Genomic DNA, 17,113 nt, shown 5'->3' with positions numbered 1-17,113 from the left:
AAAACAGGCACCGTGAAAGGAGGCTGGCATGTTTTTTCAACGGAAGAATATTTCCTGCCCGCTTAGGTATGAAAAGATTCCTTTATCGACTAAAATCGATGATCTTACGTTTGTTGTTTTCGACACGGAGACGACGGGATTCCAGGTGGCGACCACTGACCGGCTCATTGAAATTGGCGGTGTGCCGGTAAGGGGGCTGAAGGTGGAGGAAAATGACCGTTTCCAGACATATGTGAACCCGGAGCGACAAATTTCTCGGGAAATAATGGAGTTGACATCGATTTCGAATGACAAAGTTACGGGAGCACCGGTGGCAACAGAGGCAATACATGACTTCTTTGACTATGTTGGGTCGCACGAGGCAGTATGCCTCGTCGGCCATTATGTCGGCTTCGATCACCTCGTGCTGAAAAGTGAACTAAAACGGGAAATGCTGGCGCTGAAAAAGCTGTTCACCATCGATACACTCGATCTGATTGGTTTTATTGCTCCCTCATATGATATGCGTGACTTGGAACGATACGCGATGGCATTTGGCACACGGATATATGAACGCCACAGTGCGGTGGGCGATGCATTGACTACAGCTTACCTGTTCACTGAACTCTTGCAACAGTTCAAAGACCGGGGGCATTCCACCTGGGGGGAGCTGATCAAGGCTACCGAAAGCCAGATGAGGTCGATGCAGTTTTAAGTGGAAACGGATATATCGGCCAGCGATACGTGATCGAAAGTATTTGATTAGGAAAAAGGCATATCGCTCGGCGATTCGAGGTGGATTCTGTCTTGATCATCTCATATAATGCTGATAGTGTAAAAATATGTATTTTGCAATTTTGTAAAAATGTAGTTTTATTCTACTTGTCATGGAAAATGGGGGAAATGCATGGATGCCGTGCAAATAGTGTTTTTGGTATTGTTGTGGGGTGTACCAATTGTCCGTTTTATACGGATGTACAGGAAGATGAATGAAGAGGAGCAAGCGGAAATCAAAGCCTCGCTAAAAAACCCCTTATATTACCTGGACGATGGATTTAGATATATAGGTTTTGCTTTGATGTTTTCTGGGATGATTGCTTTTAATCCCGTTATTCAGCACACCGGGGCATCTATACTATTTATTGGCTGGTTTTATGGTGGTCTTGATCTCCTGGATAAAAGTGTTAAACAAAGTGCGGCAGCCATGTCAATAGCAGTGATTGCTGCGGGTGTTTATTATCTCATATGGATATAAGAAAAATGCTTAGAGAAACTCTAAGCATTTTGTTTTATTGAATATTAATTAAAGCACCATTGCGATATATAACGACAACTCGTTGTCCTGCCAGTTCCTCATACTTCCGTGCGGTCTTATAGGAAACCTTCAACGGAATGGCTTTACCGTCCGCCTCAAACTCAACGGTGAAATTATCCGCTGCCCCTGTAACTGTTGCTTCCATGAATTCAATTTCCCCTGGAATGACCAGCTGCTGGCCGATCAGCACCATGTCTTCCTTCAGACCACTAGCTTGCTTTAATTCTTTCAAGCTTACACCGAATCGCTGGGAGATATTGAACAATGTATCCCCTGGATTGACCACGTAAACTCCTTCATTGTTTTCAAAGCCATGGGTTGGTACTGAAAGGGCTTGTCCAACATAAATGGAATCGGTGACCAATTTATTTTCCTTTTTTAAGTCCTTGACGGTAACGCCGTACTTTTTAGCAAGGGAAAACAATGTATCGCCTTTTTTAACGATATAAATCCCCGCTTCAGCCTCTACAGGTACCTCTAGTTTCTGTCCTGTTTTAATGATATCTGAAGGTAACGAGTTTACTTCCTTCAGCAATTCAACCGATGTATCATATTCCTTCGCCAGGCTGTATAGTGTATCGCCTTTTTTGACGGTATAAGAGGACCCTATTGCATCTGTTTTCTTTTGACTGATACCAAGCATCAATCCTGCCGCCACCGATCCGGCTACCGCTACGCCAATCAGTTTTCTGTTTCGTTTCAAAGTCACTTTGCGTTTCTGCTCTCTGATTCTCTGTTTTCTAGTTTGTCTGTAGGTAATCAAGTCTGCTTCTCCCCCAATGAAAAATAACTCCTCAACAGAAATTCGCTTAGAAACAGGTTTTTATGTACATAAATATGGGTATATAGGAAAGTTTTTCTCCTTTAAAATAGTTGTATTTTTCAAAAAACTTCACTATACCTTGTCCCTATTGCTTTTTTCGTGCATATATCCTCAACCAAGCTAATAAAATGTTACAAACCTGACAAAGAGAGTGTTTGAGGTGAGGAGTCGTTTGAACAATATGAGGATTCAGCCGGGGACATGATTAATCTTAGTAATATCCAGAAGGACCAACCTTCTGCCGCAATGCAACTTTTGCGGAATACAGTATTAGCAGATAAAAGCGAGTCTCATTTCACACTTCTCACATCCAATTTAGGGAGGGCGAGTGGTGTGCACGATTACATCAAAGAGAGAACAATCAAGATTGGAAAGTATATCGTGGAGACGAGAAAAACAGTTCGCGTCATAGCGAAGGAGTTTGGCGTATCCAAAAGTACAGTCCATAAAGACCTGACAGAAAGATTGCCTGAGATCAACCCTGACCTTGCCAATGAAGTAAAAGAAATCCTTGATTATCATAAATCAATCCGCCATCTGAGAGGCGGGGAAGCCACGAAAATGAAGTACCGCAAAGAGGAAAGGGAAGAAGAGCCGGTTAAGTGAAAAAGTATTGAAACTAACAGATTGGAGGGACCGTAATTCAGCTGTGTGATCATTGCCGACAACAAAATGAAAAATGCCCAGCTTAGATTTAGAAAAGCCGGGCATCGCCACAAAAGGCGTGTATGATTCTGCTTTTATACATAGCGGAGGCTGCCGCCTTTTTATCATGCGTAAAAGTGGACATGCCGGTCCTTGAGTGCCGGCATGCCCCTAGCTGCTTTATCGTAGCCCAGTTTTTTTTAGCCTGGCCTCCGTTCCGCCGCTGCTTTTTCTGCAGCTGCTCGTTCTGCTGCCTCTCTTGCCTCTTCTTCCCTTCTTATCTCATTCGCGACTGCCACAATATCAGGGCCAATCGAAAAAAGAAGTGTCTGAAGTTCGGAAATTTCCCTGCTGATACTGTTGATGGCGTTATTGATATAAACCATCTCCTGGGCCTGCCATCCGCTGTTTAGATTCCCCTTGAAGTCCTGCAGCCTGCTTTTGATATCGTTTAGATCTTGCGCGTAATCACTGATTCTATTCGCCTGTGAATACGCCTGGCCAACATTAATCTTCATCTGGATCACCTGCTCGTTTTAGATTCTTAGATTATATTACGTTATTGAAAAAAATCCCAGTAATAACACATGAAAAATGTAAAATTTAAGGATAATATTTGGGATATTTTAGATATATTGAGGTTTGAAATGTATTTTATGAGGGTAAATTGAACTAGTTTTACTATTGTCTTAATATTAGTTCCGACCTGAAACTCATTTTATCCGAAACCACTTAAAGCTCAACTAGGACTAATATCCCTATTTTTCCAATTAAGGGGGTAATTAGTTGAATATAATTCCTGATATTGTAAGATATTTATATATTTAGAGATGAACCAAAGGTTTGATGTAAAATTACACTTTTTGAGCTAAAATGGTAAAAAATATGAAATTACCACTATACATACTATAGGAATAGAAATATTTTGGGATGGGGGTATGGAGTTGATTCTCACACTTTTTGACCGCAATCGGGCGTTTGACCTCGTGCTGCCCGAACGGGTAACCGGGAGATACATACTGAATACTGAAGATAAGGACCATAACCCAGTAGATATGCTGGCTGTTGAGGCGGAAGATGGCCGCTGGTACCTAAAATCTAATAAACATGCATTCTTGAAAGATACCGCAAACGAAATACAATCAAAGGTCCTCATAGAACCATTCAAAACATATAGTATTCACCGCAACAATGATCAATCCGCGCTAGTTTATGTCGAGCCGCAAACGGCGGATCGCAACGAATTCACAAAACATATCGCCACCAGTAATGTCATTAAAATCGGACGCTCACAGGACAGCCAAATTTGTTTTTCGAATAAACTTGTATCCGGCTCACACTGTGTCATTGAATACAGCAGCGACGATGGCAAGGCTGTCATCAAAGATTTCAACAGTTCAAATGGTACCTATGTTAATGGTGAGAGAATTAAAGAGAAGGTGCTGGATGTAGGAGATGTCATCTTCATCATGGGTCTTAAAATTATTTTCAATGGCCGCCTATTGTCGCTGAACAATCCTCATAAATCCGTGTTCCTTGACCGGAACGCGTTTAACTCCTTTATTGCTGAAAAACCGGTAGTGAAAAAAGAAATCAACCTCGATGAAATACATATTGAAGAAGAAAATGATCAGCTGTTTTACCGTTCCCCGCGCTTCAAACGGGATATTGAGGAAACGACCATTAAAATCGATCCGCCGCCGCAGCAGCAAAACCCTGACGAAACGCCACTCATGCTATTGTTGGGACCGTCGATCACCATGGGGATGGCTTCCTTGTTCACAGGACTCCTGATGTTACAGAACGTCATGAGCAGAGACGGAGATATTATTCAAGCGCTGCCAATGCTCGTTATGTCGATCAGCATGATGGTTGGGACTGTGCTCTGGCCGATCCTGACAAAGAAATATGAGAAAAAGCGCCGCATCAAACTCGAAGGCATTCGCCAGGAAAAATATCTGAAATACCTTGCGGAAATGAAGCAGGTAATTGCGGATGAGTGCAAGCACCAGAGTGAAATTCTGTTAGAGAATCACGTCACGCTGGAAAACTGCCTGACGAGGATCAAGCGCCGCCAGCGGAACCTGTGGGAACGCGGGATAGGACAGAATGATTTTCTGAAAGTGCGTCTTGGAATAGGTGACCTGCCCTTAAACGCAGAAATCAAGTATCCGGAAAAACGCTTCATGCTTGAGGACGATAACCTTCAGGATGAGCTTTACCAGATTGTTGATAAGCCACAAATCCTCAAGGATGTTCCGGTCACGGTTGACCTGACAGAGGAACGGATCACCGGAATCATTGGCAGACGGGAAGAAGTGAAGAGCTTCGTCCAGGGGCTGATTTTTCAGCTGACAGCACTGCATAGCTATGACGAGTTAAAATTGGTGTTCATTTATGACGAACACGAGCATGATACGTGGAACTTCGTGAAGTGGCTGCCGCATGTTTGGGATGATGGCAAGACAATCCGTTTCGTTGCCACAGATGCAAATGAAATCAAGGAGCTCTCGGCTTATTTTGAAAAAGAAATCACTGCGCGCCAGGCGCTCGCTGAGGAAGACCTTGCAGAAGTCGATCAGCATTATATTGTCTTCTCGATGAGCAAGAGCCTCGCATCGAAGGCCGAAATGATCAATCTTATTTTAAAAGAAAAGAAGAACATCAAATTCAGCTTCATTGCCCTTTATGATGAGCTGAAAAACCTGCCAAAGGAATGTACGAATGTCATCGAACTAGACAAGAGTTTTTCGAAGGTCTATGACAAGGATGATATCTCTGGTAAGTATGTAGGTTTTAATGCTGACAGCTATTTGGAGGAGGATGCCGAAGATCTTGCCGTAAAATTGGCCAATATCCAGCTTAATACCTCACAGAAAGCTTATACCCTGCCTGATATGCTGACATTCCTGGAAATGTTTGGTGTCGGTAAAATCGAGCATCTCAATGCGCTCACGAGATGGAAGGAAAACAATCCTGTCCATACGATCGAAACTCAGATCGGCGTCGATACGCAGGGCGATCCATTCATGATTGATCTGCACGAAAAATACCATGGCCCGCACGGCTTGATTGCCGGGATGACCGGTTCTGGAAAAAGTGAATTTATCATGACGTTCATTTTATCGCTTGCGGTCAATTATCACCCGGACGAGATTGCGTTCATCCTGATTGACTACAAGGGTGGTGGTATGGCCAATGCGTTTGAGGATCTGCCGCACCTTGCTGGGACGATCACAAACCTTGATGGAGCCGCCGTCAACCGATCGCTTATTTCGATTCAGAGTGAGCTGAAGCGCCGTCAGGCTATCTTTAGCGAAACGAGCAGAGTTGTTGATCAAAGTAACATCGATATCTATAAATATCAGAAACTATATCGCGAAGGACTGGTTACAGAGCCGCTGCAGCACTTATTCATCATTTCCGACGAGTTTGCTGAGCTGAAGGCACAGCAGCCTGAATTCATGGATCAGCTTGTCAGTGCAGCGCGTATCGGCCGAAGCCTTGGCGTCCACCTGATCCTGGCAACGCAAAAGCCATCAGGTGTCGTCGATGACCAAATCTGGAGCAACAGTAAATTCCGTATCTCTTTGAAGGTACAGGAAAAAGCGGACAGTATGGAGGTCATTAAGCGTCCTGATGCCGCAGAATTGAAGCAGACCGGACGTTTCTATCTCCAGGTCGGCTTCAACGAATTGTTCGAGCTAGGACAGTCAGCATGGGCCGGTGCGCCTTACTATCCGTCTGACAGGGTTGAAAAGCACAAAGATGACAGCGTCGTTGTCATCGATGACCTCGGACGCGTCATTAAAAATGCCCGTATCGACAAGCGCAAAACGTCGGTCAAGAATCCGCCGAAGCAAATCGATGAAATCACGGAATATCTTGCAAAGATGGCACAGCAGGAGAACATCAAGGTACGCCAGCTATGGCTTGAGCCGATTCCTGAGCTCATTTACGTCGATAAGCTGAAAAAGAAATATACTGTCGTCCAGCAGGGCTTCGAACTGAACCCGATCATCGGTGAATATGATGATCCAGCGAACCAGAGGCAGATGGTCATGCGGATGCCGATCACCCATGAAGGCAATGCTGTTATTTATGGAATCGCAGGGAGCGGAAAAACGACCTTCCTGACGACGATGCTATATTCGCTAATGGAAGAGCACACGCCAAACGAAGTGAATTTTTACCTGCTGGACTTCGGTTCCGAGACACTTGTCTGGTTCAAGGAAGCACCGCATGTTGGCGATGTCATGCTGTCACATGAAAGCGAGAAGATTCACAATCTGTTCAAGATGCTTACAGGCGAGATTGAACGGAGAAAGAAGCTTCTTTCGAATTACGGCGGAGATTTTATCACATACAACCAAATGTCCGGTGAGAGCCTGCCATCGATCGTTGTGGCGATCCACAACTACGCAGCGTTCTCCGAGATGTTCGAGGAACTTGAGGAAGGTGTTTCATTCCTGACGCGTGAGGGCCTGAAGTATGGCATTTACTTCATCGTCAGCGCAATCAATACAGGGGCGATACGCTACAGGCTGCTGCAGAACTTTAAACAGATGTATGTGCTCCAGCTGAATGACCAGACTGAATACTCGGGCGTACTGGGCAATACAGACGGAGTGTATCCTTCCAAATCGAAGGGCCGAGGCATTTTCAAGAGTGATACAACATATGAATTCCAGACGGCCCATATCACAAGCGATATGGACAATATGTATACCTTCATCACCGATTATTGCAACAGCCTGCGGGAATCATGGACGCAGCCGGCCGCAATGCGCGTTCCGATCCTTCCTGAGAAAGTCGATCTGAACTACCTGCGTGATGAAGCAAAAAATATGAACAGCAACAAAGTGCCAGTCGGCATTGAGAAAAACTCGCTGAAAACAGCTCATTTCGATTTCCTTGGCAACTATGTAAACATCGTCACCGCGTTGCAGAATGACCAGTGCTCAAGCTTTATGCAGGGCGTCGCTGAAATGTTCTCCGCTACGGAAGGCAGGGAGCTGATCGTCATCGACCCTAATGAGCACTTCGCGGCTGGCCGCACGCAAGATTACAAGTATATTTGCGAGTCAACTGAATTTGAAGATACGATTGTCTACCTGTTCAACACGCTCGTCCACCGGAATAACACGACGAAGGATGCTATTGAAGCAGGCGAACAGCCGCCAGTGTTCGGCAACATCACCTGCATCATTGATTCCTTCACCGATCTGATGATGTATCTGTCGCCGGACGGCCAGGATAAGCTCAAGGTTTTCCTTGAAAAGGGCAATGGCCTCAATGTGAACCTGATCATCTCAGACAGCGCCGACAAACTGAGCTCCGTCTCATTCGAAAGCTGGTTCAAGCAGCATGTATCGCTTAGCGATTTCATCTGGGCAGGCAACGGCATCACTGACCAATATGTGATGAAGCTTGGCAAGGTGACAAACGATATGTACCAGGAAATCCCGCCGGACTTCGGCTATGTTGTGACAAAAGGAAAACCAACACTTGTGAAGCTGTTATCCTCAGTACAAAGCAAACAAGAGGAGGTAGCGTACCATGGATAAGGTGCTCGTAGAGGTCTTCATCCCAGCCTCCGAAAAATCATACGACGTCTTCCTGCCACTCGAAAGCAAACTGCACGAAGTCGTCTACCTGCTCGCAGGAACCATGACCGAACTGTCACAAGGATACTTCTCAGCAACACCCGACACCATCCTCTGTGACCGCAAAACCGGCACCATTTTAAACATCAACCAGACCGTCGAAGAGATCGGGTTGATGAACGGTGCAAAGTTGATGTTGATTTAGGGACGCTGGGACATGGGGACGGTTCTCGTGTCCCACTGGATTGAACGCGACGCAGGGACGGTTCTCGTGTCTCATAGAATTTGAATATTGGATCAAGGGGCGGTTATCAAAACCGGACCGTCCCTGCTTTTAAAACGGAAGGTGTGAAGAACTTGAAGAAGTGGATCAAGCTGACTGCGGCAATTTTATTCGTGATTATGGGAGGTGCGGGGTGTATGAGTTCGGAGAGTAAGGTAGTAGATCATTTAGAGAAGGTTTACGCAGAGAGGTTTGAAGTAGAAAGTACCAAAGAGGGCAGCGACATTTTTCCAGAAATGTACGGAAAAGACAAAGTAATAGCCCATCCTGAGGGTAAACCAGAATTAGTATTCATTGCGGGTGAAAGCAGAAATGAGGCAGGGGTGTTTTACGATACCTATGTCCTATCCAAGTGGTCAAAAGAGTTGGATGCTAAGTATAGTGAGCAAATAAAAAGTGATTTTGGCCAAGAAGTTGAATATAAAACGTTGCTCTTAGCCCAGGGAGATAAATATGATCCAAGTATGATTGACATTCCTTTTTCACAGTATGTTACAGAGAATAAAGAAGTTGATGTTACTGTTAAAATCGCGATTAAAACAGAGGGAGAGCCGGATATCTCTAAATATGCAGAACCTGTTTATAATCTTCTGGAGGCTCTGAAAAAAGAGAATACGAAATTTTATGGAGTTTCTGTAGGGTTTGTGGACGAATCTGAGGATATCTCAGATTACATGAGGACCTCAAATATTAACAATATCCCATGGTCAAACCTGAAGGCCAATGTCTACGGCACTATAATGGTAGACAATTTAACTGGAATCAATTCTCCAGATGAAATAGCCCAACACTACGATAAGTCTGAAGGGTGATTTTATGTCCATTAATAATCTGACTGAAGAGGAAAAAAATGTTTTATTAATGCTCTCATATTACGATTTGCCGACAGATAAAGAGTTGGATGGTAAATCAATTGATACTATTTGGTCAGTAGCCAAGCTGCAGGCAGATCCAAGCAAAGACAGCTTTAAGGCAATAGAGGCTTATATGGAAGCTAAATACGATGGTTCCAATTTAAAAAACCTCACACTTTCGGGATACCAAAACCATAACCCAAACACAGGTAATAATTCGGAAGTCGACTCCAACTCAGGCTTTGTAGGCTATTCGTTTAAGGATAATAGTGGCAACGCAACTGCAGTCTTTAGAGGCAGTGAGCCAATGGGGGATATGGGTCACCTAAGGACGGATTGGACCTCCAACTTTGAAGCTTCAATGGGAGTGGAAATAACGCAACAGAAGGAAGCGAATGCATTTTATCAAAAATATTTGTCTGATACATCAGGTGAAAGGCTGTTGCTTGGTCATTCAAAGGGTGGCAATTTGGCTGATTACGTCTTCATTAACAACCTGGATGATAACACCAAGGCATATGTAATAAATGCTGCTCCGTTATATTGGTGGTCCTTATCACAGAAGGAGCGAGAGGTGTTAATGGGAGACCGGCATGATTTTATCGTCTATGCGTATGATCCAGTCTCTCAGCTTGGCAAAGTGCCATATGTCGATAAAACGATTGGTCTTAAAAAGGATTATGATATAAAGGATCCATTTTATCCCCATTCCCTGACGAGCAGTGCAGGATTTGATGAGAATGGAAAATATCGAGTATATGAGAACGGACAATCGTTTGGCAGGTATGTTCTAAACAATATGATCTTTGAAGACATCTTTTATGGACTTTCTACCTCTACGCCAATAAAGGCTTATAAGGCCGCTTACGTTGTTGCCAATGCAGCGAAGTATGTCATGCATTATACGGCAAAAGCAATGACTGCAGCTGCCCATCTTATCAGGGAGCAGACAGTGAAGCTTGTCGTTGGCTTGGCAAAGGCAAAGAGAGAACTTGAGGAGAAGGTAAATTCATTTTTTACAGATCTTATTACAAAGGCCGCTGTTAAAATCGGCAGTTTTATAGACAGCCTGAACGGCAACAACTTCCCCGTCGAACCCTATATAAAAGTCGACATCCCAAGGCTGTTCTATTACGCCAATCGGCTTCGCTCGGTACAGAGGCGTGTCGCCCAGCTGAACGATATGATCGACGATTTGTACTGGGAAGCGGGTGTCATGGGACTGGATAATGTCCTCGCTGCGGATATCGCCTCATCTTTCGATATCCGGATTCCAGAAAGCATCAATTACCTGAACCGCACGGCAGAGCTTTTACAGCAGAGTGAAAGGTATCTTGCCGGAAAAGCTGGTTCAATCAGGGGGTAGACAATGGATCCGAAAGTGAGAAGCAAGATTAATAGGATTGCTGCAGAAGCGAACGCCATCGCCCGTGAGCTCGAGGACATCTCGAATGGCCTCGGCCATGAGTTTAAAGGCATCGGTTCTGTAAAAGCGGCCTCGGGTTTGCGCCGGTCCGCGGAAAAATACCGCTATGTAAGCTACAAGTTACGTAGAATATGACTCTTTGGGGACATGGGGGACATGGGGACGGTTCTCGTGTCCCAGGTGTGACATGGGAACGGTATTCGGCCTCACGATGTTTGAAGATAGAAGAATATGACTCTTTTAGAGTTCATATATAAACACCGCTTTAAAGGAGGTGAAAAGAATGGCAAGATCAATCACTGTTGAACCAGCAAAGCTTGAAACGACTGCTAACAAAATTGACCAGCAGGCAGCTGACTATGAAAGAAACTACAAAGCTCTTTTCAGCGAAGTTGAAGCCATGGCTGCTGCTTGGCAGGGTGCTGATAACCAGGCATACACTGCGCAAATCAAGGGTTTCATGGACGATTTTAACAAAATGACTCAGTTGATGAGACAGTACTCTGAGTTCTTGAAAATGAGCGCGAAGACATACCGCGACACTCAATCGGAAGTCATTAACCAGGCTAAGAGATTGAGCAACTAATCCATAACATAACGCAGGAGGTGAAATACATTGGCAGGAGATGGAATCAAAATCTCGCTCGGCGAGGTTAGCAAAACGGCGGGCCAAATCCGCACCCTGAACCAGCAATTATCCACTAGATTAGAAGAAATCAAGAAGGACATGAACGCACTAGCGTCATCATGGAACTCCGACGCATCCAACACCATCCGCGGCAACTTCAACTCACTTGCACCACGATTTGAAGAATATCGCCAGGTCGTCGACAGCTACGCCAAATTCTTGGATAACACTGTCACAAACTACAACACTGCAGAAACTGCGATTAACAACAACGCCAGCTCTTTTAAGTAATCACTTTTTACAGAGGGTATGGGGCAAGCGGCTGGTGCAGTTTGCCCTTCTGTAAAATAACCCCTGTACCGTGGGAAAAGCATCAACGGGGATTATCCGTCACTCAATGGGGATTATCCAGCACCCAACGGGGATTAACTGCAGTCTAACGGGGATTAAAAATGCGCTGGTTACGGATAACCCTATCTAAACCATGATCAACCGTTAAATAAATTACTCTAACCGTTAAATAAGGCCGGAAACCGCTAAATTAGAGTGCTCTAAATGTAAGTAAATAATATAAGTCCTGAAAACGAGCCCTTTTCAGGAAGAAAATCATACATAAATTCAAAATTGGAGTCGAAGCGCGATGATCAAACATGCGGATTTTAAATTAGAAAGCTATGGAATTTCGAAATTCCTTTATTTTCATGCTGGAAGCAAGGCAGACATCGATGGCAGCCAGGTTGAGCTTTTGAGGACGAGCCGAATTCCGGGAATTCTGCCATGTTCTGCGATTCTTGAGGGAGATAACTGCTTTCTTCGCTATGACATGATTTCCGATAACACGCTTGAAATGCTGAATTCCACGCCAGCAACGAAAGAACAGCTATACAATAGCTTCCTCAACATTGCTGAAATACTGGTGGATGCCCGGGAAACCGGCATGGATATCGAGAACTTCGTGTTCAGCCAGCGTGACATCTTTATTGATAATTTTTCAAACAGATTAGTTTTTATCTACCTTCCTGTAAAAAATAATGTTTTTGAAAAGGTATCACTTAAAGACTTTCTGCGTGAATTGCTCTTGTCGGCTCCTTACGATGAAAATGATGATGCCGCATTTTTTATCAAACTCCATAACTATCTGATCGAGACAGACGATGTCTCTCCGGAACACCTGCTGGAAAAAATGAATGAACTGGTCGGAGATGAAACACTCGTACGGCAGCCTTATAAGATGCCGGAAAAACCGAAGCAGGAAGCGGCACTCCCACTAGCCAAAGTGGTTGAGGAAAGCGTGGAGGAAGAACCGGAGCTTGAAATTCCAGCAATCAATCCGAATTTCTACAGTCCAGGCAGCGAGGTCCACTCTGTTAAAACAAGCGTCGACAATGGCGTGCTGACTTCCGAATATACTAGCCAGAAAAAGGATGTAAAAACAGGCCGCAAGCTTGAAATTGAGGAAGAAGTTAACTACAAACGGATTACTAGGGCAGAGCTTGGTGACAACAACGCTTTGTTAAAAGAAGCTTCGGCACTCGGCGGCGGTACTTCAATCAATATTCATCCGGCTATTGCCAGCAACAGTGAACCAGAGCACGAAGGCACAACAGTACTTGGTGTAATGGCAGATGAGGATGAGGGTACAACAACTCTCGGACATTCAACCCGCAGGCCGTATTTACTGGCCGTGTCCAAAAATGAAAAAGTCACGATTGCCAAAGACCTTTTCAAAATCGGCCGCGATCCGATGAGGGCGGATTTTGCATCGGAAAACAAAGTGATCGGCCGTGTCCATGCCCATCTCGTCGTATCGAACGGCGAATACTTCCTGGAAGACAATCATTCTACAAATGGCAGTTTTGTAAACGGCGTAAAGGTGTCGCCAAAGGAAAAAGTCAAAATCAAGCATGAAGACAGAATCAAGCTCGCGAACGAGGAATTCATCTTTAGGCTTTACTGATATTGATAGGAGGAACAAAGATGGCATTTCAAGTGGCCTATCATACGGACATTGGAATCAAGAAGAAAACGAATCAGGATGGCCTGTTGCTGAAAACAGCGAAGACACCTGAAGGAGAAATCGGCTTGTTTGTTATCTGTGACGGAATGGGCGGACTTTCTCACGGTGAATTGGCGAGCGCAACGGTTATCAGCGGGATGTCCGACTGGTTCGACAACGAATTGCCGGAACTTCTGGAGGCCGATATTACAGAAAAGGAAATCCCCGTAAAACTTGAGGAACGAGTGCGCGAGCTGAACAAAAAAGTCTTTGAATACGGCGAGGCTCATAACATCAAGCTTGGGACAACGATTACAGCTTTGCTCATCCTCCAAACGCAGTATTACATTGTGCAGATTGGTGACAGCAGGGCATACAGCATTAATGACAAACTTGCAAAATTGACCGAAGACCAGACGCTCGTCGAACGCGAGCTGCAGCGAGGCAATATTACCGCAGAACAGGCAAGGATCGACCCGCGGCGGAATGTGCTGCTCCAGTGTGTTGGCGCAACAAAGGACATCAACGTCGTCATTACATCCGGCGAAATAGAAAGCGGAATGATGTATATGCTCTGCACCGACGGATTTTACCATGAAATCACAGATGATGAAATGCTCACAAACCTGAATCCGCATCATTTTACCGAAGAAAAAAGCATGAAAGAAAAGCTCGTTGAGTTAGTCGAGCTCGCAAAAGAACGCCAGGAAACAGACAATATCTCGATTCTGCTGGCGAAACGGGACATGGGGACGGTTCTCTCGTCCCAATAAATGGGGTTATTTGGAATCACCCCTGCGTTTCTGGGAGGAATGACTTTGATACAAAATGGCACGATTATTGATGACAGATATGAAGTATTGAAGGAAATCGGTCGCGGCGGGATGAGTGTCGTCTACCTGGCGATGGATAACCGGCTCAACAAGTCGCTCGTCGTCAAAGATATTCGCAAGCGCAGCAACAGCAATAATGAACTGCTGATCAACAGCCTGGTCGTTGAGGCGAATATGCTGAAGAAGCTTGATCATGGCTCCTTGCCGAAAATTTATGACATCATCGAGTCCGAGGGCGATATTTACGTAGTGATGGACTATATTGAAGGCGAGTCGCTGAAGGAAAGGCTGAACCGCGACGGCAAGATCCCTGCAAAAGAAGTAATCGAGTGGGCGAAGCAGCTGAGCGATGTATTGGGCTACCTTCACACCCGCAAGCCTTACCCGATCATCTACCGCGATATGAAGCCGGACAATGTCATGCTGACACCGGAAGGTAAAATCAAGCTGATTGACTTCGGGATCGCGCGTGAATTCAAGACTGAGAATCTATCAGATACGACAAACCTTGGAACAAAAGGGTATGCAGCACCCGAACAGATTTCCGGGAGGCAGACGGATGCGAAAACCGATATTTATAGTTTGGGAATCACGCTCTACCATCTCGTTACCGGTAAAAGCCTGAGCGAGCCGCCGTTTGAGATCAGGCCGATCCGTGAGTGGGATCCCTCGCTTCCAGAAGGCCTCGAGCATATCATCAAAAAATGCACCCAGGCCGAGCCGGAGAAGCGTTACCAGAACTGCGAAGAGCTTAGCTATGACCTCGAACATATTAACAGGTTGACGAAAGGCTACAAGAACATGCTGTTTAAGAAGCTGGCTATGTTCGTCGTTCCGGCCGTGCTGTTCCTGGCGTTTTCAACAACCTCTGCCCTGGGCTACAAAGGCATGAAGAACGAGCAGTTTCAGGATTATATGAATCTAGTAAATCAGGCAAGCATTGCACTGATGGACGGTGAACAAACCGAAGCCATTAAGCTTCTCGAGAGTGCGACCCGCGTTGACAAGGAGCGCCCGGAGGCCTACATCAATCTGCTTGATTTATATATTAATAGGAACCAGACAGACGAAGGACTCGCCAAGATGGAATCATACATACAGGATAAATACGGGGGAGTCCATGAGAATAATGAAGTTCTTTTCAAGATGGGGATGACCTTTTTCGATGTGAAGAGGGATTACAACAACGCGCTGAAATACTTCCAGCAGATCGATGAAAAAAAACTGCCGGATGCGAAATATTACAAGTCGCTGGCAACAACAATGAGCAGCCTGAACGTTGATTATACGAAATTTGCCGGAGACCTTCAGGAGTTCCACCAATACAATGACGGCCTGGCGAATGACAGCAAGAAAATCGATAACTATAACTCTCTTGCAAATATTTATATCTCTTATAAGAGCCAGATTCCTGAATCGAACACCCAGGCGATCGAGATTGTCCAGAAGGCGAAGGAAATCCTCGCCAAGCTTGAAAACGAACAACTCCAGTTCAAATACGAAATGGAATTCGAACAGAAGCTGGCCCAGGCCTACTACAGCCGCGGCGTGAATTCAGAGGATAAGGCAAGTGCCCGTGATGATTTTGAAAAAGCAATCGAGCACTATAATAACCTGCTGGACCTGAACGTTGCCGACCAGGAAGATGTCTACGTCAAAATTGGCGTCATCTATCAGGAAATGGGCGAATTCTCTCGCGCGGTTGAGTACTTCCAGAACACGACGCTGAAAAAATTCCCTGAAAGCATCAGTGCCTACGTGAAGCTTGGTAACCTCCTCCTCGATATCGAGCAAGGAAAAGAAGAGGGACAGCGCAACTACGCCAAAGCTAAAGAAGTTTATGAAAAAGCAGCCACCCTACCAGGCGCAAGAGACGACGAAGCCTTCAAAAAGCTCACCAGGCGCATGGAGAACCTAAATATTTTATAGCGGGAAGCACAGGGGAGTCACAGGGACGCACCCTTTGCTCCCAAAAGCAGAAGCATGGGGTACGTCCCCATGCTTCATGAGGGTTCCTTCCCAAGAAAGGCAGTTGAAGAATATTGGCATACCAGATCATGTTTTACGGAGGTATCGCAGGCGCGGCGGTGGCGCTGGTCATTGCCATTCTCGTCTATGTGAAACTTAATATTGCTCAAGTCATTACGGATCTTACAGGATGGAATTTCCCTGGTGCGGGGAGAAAAGCCCGGAAAACGAACAGCAAGCAGGTCGATACAAGCACGAAGCCGACTACAAAGGAAATCCATGTCCGCAAGAATGTCGAGAAGGAAGTGGCTGCAGGTGAGTATGTGGAGCCAACGGAGAAGATGGCAAGCGGCCAGATTGAACCGACTGCGCTAATGAGCCAGGAGAGCTTCAAACAGACAGATTTCCTTAAACAAGAGGGCCTTGAACCAACGGCTCTCCTCACGCAAGACGGACACGAGCCAACAACTTTATTGTTTGAAGCCCCTCAGCGGGAAGCGGTAGCAGCCGGAGTTTCGGCAGGCCAGGGCAATACAACGCTTCTGGCAGATGCCTCAACCGAAACAACGATTCTTTCAGATTGGAATGAAACGACCGTCCTGACAGCAGATCCAGATGAAACGACTCTCCTGGAGGACATGGACGAAACAACACTATTAAACGACATGGACGAGACAACCTTGCTGACAGAAGAGGAACCACGCTTTCAGAAACAAGTGGATATCATGATTGTCCACTCTAATATAACCATTTAAAG

At 45.3% G+C, this 17,113-nt stretch carries 16 protein-coding genes; 14 read left to right on the top strand and 2 right to left on the bottom strand.

All coding sequences use genetic code 11. The features are described 5' to 3' along the window. The first annotated feature begins 28 nt into the window (after positions 1-28). Together AC0VX7_RS22700 and AC0VX7_RS22695 are read left to right on the top strand one after the other, a co-directional pair. Entirely contained in the window at positions 29-694 is a 666-nt protein-coding gene (locus tag AC0VX7_RS22700; RefSeq protein ID WP_475426046.1) for a 3'-5' exonuclease, read from the top strand. A 192-nt stretch (positions 695-886) separates the two neighbouring features. Next, the gene (locus tag AC0VX7_RS22695; RefSeq protein WP_475426045.1) at positions 887-1,234 is read left to right on the top strand and encodes a hypothetical protein; all 348 of its coding nucleotides are present in this window, start codon (positions 887-889) and stop codon (positions 1,232-1,234) included. A gap of 34 nt (positions 1,235-1,268) precedes the next feature. Here AC0VX7_RS22695 and AC0VX7_RS22690 read toward each other — a convergent pair whose 3' ends face one another. Next, a complete protein-coding gene (locus AC0VX7_RS22690) occupies positions 1,269-2,057 on the bottom strand; it encodes a LysM peptidoglycan-binding domain-containing protein (RefSeq protein ID WP_475426044.1) in 789 nt (262 codons plus the stop codon). A 393-nt stretch (positions 2,058-2,450) separates the two neighbouring features. On the opposite strand from AC0VX7_RS22690, the gene spoIIID reads away from it, so the two are divergent. Further along, positions 2,451-2,723, top strand: a complete 273-nt coding sequence (gene spoIIID, locus AC0VX7_RS22685; RefSeq protein ID WP_031307660.1) for a sporulation transcriptional regulator SpoIIID — start codon at positions 2,451-2,453, stop codon at positions 2,721-2,723. A 239-nt stretch (positions 2,724-2,962) separates the two neighbouring features. On the opposite strand, the gene AC0VX7_RS22680 is transcribed toward spoIIID, so the two are convergent. After that, complete coding sequence (locus AC0VX7_RS22680) at positions 2,963-3,280, bottom strand: hypothetical protein (RefSeq protein ID WP_475426043.1); 318 nt, start codon at positions 3,278-3,280, stop codon at positions 2,963-2,965. Positions 3,281-3,706: 426 nt separating this feature from the next. On the opposite strand from AC0VX7_RS22680, the gene essC reads away from it, so the two are divergent. The 11 genes from essC to AC0VX7_RS22625 all read left to right on the top strand — a co-directional run bounded on the left by essC (position 3,707) and on the right by AC0VX7_RS22625 (position 17,111). Continuing rightward, complete coding sequence (gene essC, locus AC0VX7_RS22675; RefSeq protein ID WP_475426042.1) at positions 3,707-8,329, top strand: type VII secretion protein EssC; 4,623 nt, start codon at positions 3,707-3,709, stop codon at positions 8,327-8,329. Beyond that, entirely contained in the window at positions 8,322-8,573 is a 252-nt protein-coding gene (locus AC0VX7_RS22670; RefSeq protein WP_475426041.1) for a methyltransferase, read from the top strand. Before essC ends, AC0VX7_RS22670 begins: the two co-directional genes overlap by 8 nt. Positions 8,574-8,725: 152 nt before the next feature. Further along, positions 8,726-9,463, top strand: a complete 738-nt coding sequence (locus AC0VX7_RS22665) for a hypothetical protein (protein WP_475426040.1) — start codon at positions 8,726-8,728, stop codon at positions 9,461-9,463. Positions 9,464-9,467: 4 nt separating this feature from the next. After that, a complete protein-coding gene (locus tag AC0VX7_RS22660) occupies positions 9,468-10,871 on the top strand; it encodes an Mbeg1-like protein (RefSeq protein ID WP_475426039.1) in 1,404 nt (467 codons plus the stop codon). 3 nt (positions 10,872-10,874) lie between these two features. Then, on the top strand, positions 10,875-11,066 hold the full coding sequence (locus tag AC0VX7_RS22655) for a hypothetical protein (protein WP_226602913.1): 192 nt from the start codon (positions 10,875-10,877) through the stop codon (positions 11,064-11,066). Positions 11,067-11,214: 148 nt separating this feature from the next. After that, entirely contained in the window at positions 11,215-11,517 is a 303-nt protein-coding gene (locus AC0VX7_RS22650) for a WXG100 family type VII secretion target (protein ID WP_041964574.1), read from the top strand. A gap of 30 nt (positions 11,518-11,547) precedes the next feature. Then, entirely contained in the window at positions 11,548-11,850 is a 303-nt protein-coding gene (locus tag AC0VX7_RS22645) for a pore-forming ESAT-6 family protein (RefSeq protein ID WP_041964573.1), read from the top strand. A 349-nt stretch (positions 11,851-12,199) separates the two neighbouring features. Then, positions 12,200-13,516, top strand: coding sequence for an FHA domain-containing protein (locus AC0VX7_RS22640; protein WP_475426038.1), 1,317 nt, complete (start codon positions 12,200-12,202; stop codon positions 13,514-13,516). A 20-nt stretch (positions 13,517-13,536) separates the two neighbouring features. Next, a complete protein-coding gene (locus AC0VX7_RS22635; protein ID WP_475426037.1) occupies positions 13,537-14,328 on the top strand; it encodes a PP2C family protein-serine/threonine phosphatase in 792 nt (263 codons plus the stop codon). A 39-nt stretch (positions 14,329-14,367) separates the two neighbouring features. Continuing rightward, positions 14,368-16,317, top strand: a complete 1,950-nt coding sequence (locus AC0VX7_RS22630) for a protein kinase domain-containing protein (RefSeq protein ID WP_475426036.1) — start codon at positions 14,368-14,370, stop codon at positions 16,315-16,317. Positions 16,318-16,430: 113 nt separating this feature from the next. Next, the gene (locus tag AC0VX7_RS22625; protein WP_475426035.1) at positions 16,431-17,111 is read left to right on the top strand and encodes a hypothetical protein; all 681 of its coding nucleotides are present in this window, start codon (positions 16,431-16,433) and stop codon (positions 17,109-17,111) included. The last annotated feature ends 2 nt before the right edge of the window (positions 17,112-17,113 follow it).

This window comes from Mesobacillus sp. QJM3NY_10, assembly GCF_056173465.1.
The sequence above is the reverse complement of the archived record's forward strand: the minus strand, read 5'-3'. Positions and strand labels throughout refer to the sequence as shown.

What these genes read in the sequence shown, in the direction of transcription:
- AC0VX7_RS22700 (WP_475426046.1), top strand. Translation starts at nt 29, where the DNA reads ATGTTTTTTCAACGGAAGAATATTTCCTGCCCGCTTAGGTATGAAAAG.
- AC0VX7_RS22695 (WP_475426045.1), top strand. Translation starts at nt 887, where the DNA reads ATGGATGCCGTGCAAATAGTGTTTTTGGTATTGTTGTGGGGTGTACCA.
- AC0VX7_RS22680 (WP_475426043.1), bottom strand. Translation starts at nt 3,280, where the DNA reads ATGAAGATTAATGTTGGCCAGGCGTATTCACAGGCGAATAGAATCAGT.
- AC0VX7_RS22670 (WP_475426041.1), top strand. Translation starts at nt 8,322, where the DNA reads ATGGATAAGGTGCTCGTAGAGGTCTTCATCCCAGCCTCCGAAAAATCA.
- AC0VX7_RS22660 (WP_475426039.1), top strand. Translation starts at nt 9,468, where the DNA reads ATGTCCATTAATAATCTGACTGAAGAGGAAAAAAATGTTTTATTAATG.
- AC0VX7_RS22655 (WP_226602913.1), top strand. Translation starts at nt 10,875, where the DNA reads ATGGATCCGAAAGTGAGAAGCAAGATTAATAGGATTGCTGCAGAAGCG.
- AC0VX7_RS22650 (WP_041964574.1), top strand. Translation starts at nt 11,215, where the DNA reads ATGGCAAGATCAATCACTGTTGAACCAGCAAAGCTTGAAACGACTGCT.
- AC0VX7_RS22640 (WP_475426038.1), top strand. Translation starts at nt 12,200, where the DNA reads ATGATCAAACATGCGGATTTTAAATTAGAAAGCTATGGAATTTCGAAA.
- AC0VX7_RS22635 (WP_475426037.1), top strand. Translation starts at nt 13,537, where the DNA reads ATGGCATTTCAAGTGGCCTATCATACGGACATTGGAATCAAGAAGAAA.
- AC0VX7_RS22630 (WP_475426036.1), top strand. Translation starts at nt 14,368, where the DNA reads ATGACTTTGATACAAAATGGCACGATTATTGATGACAGATATGAAGTA.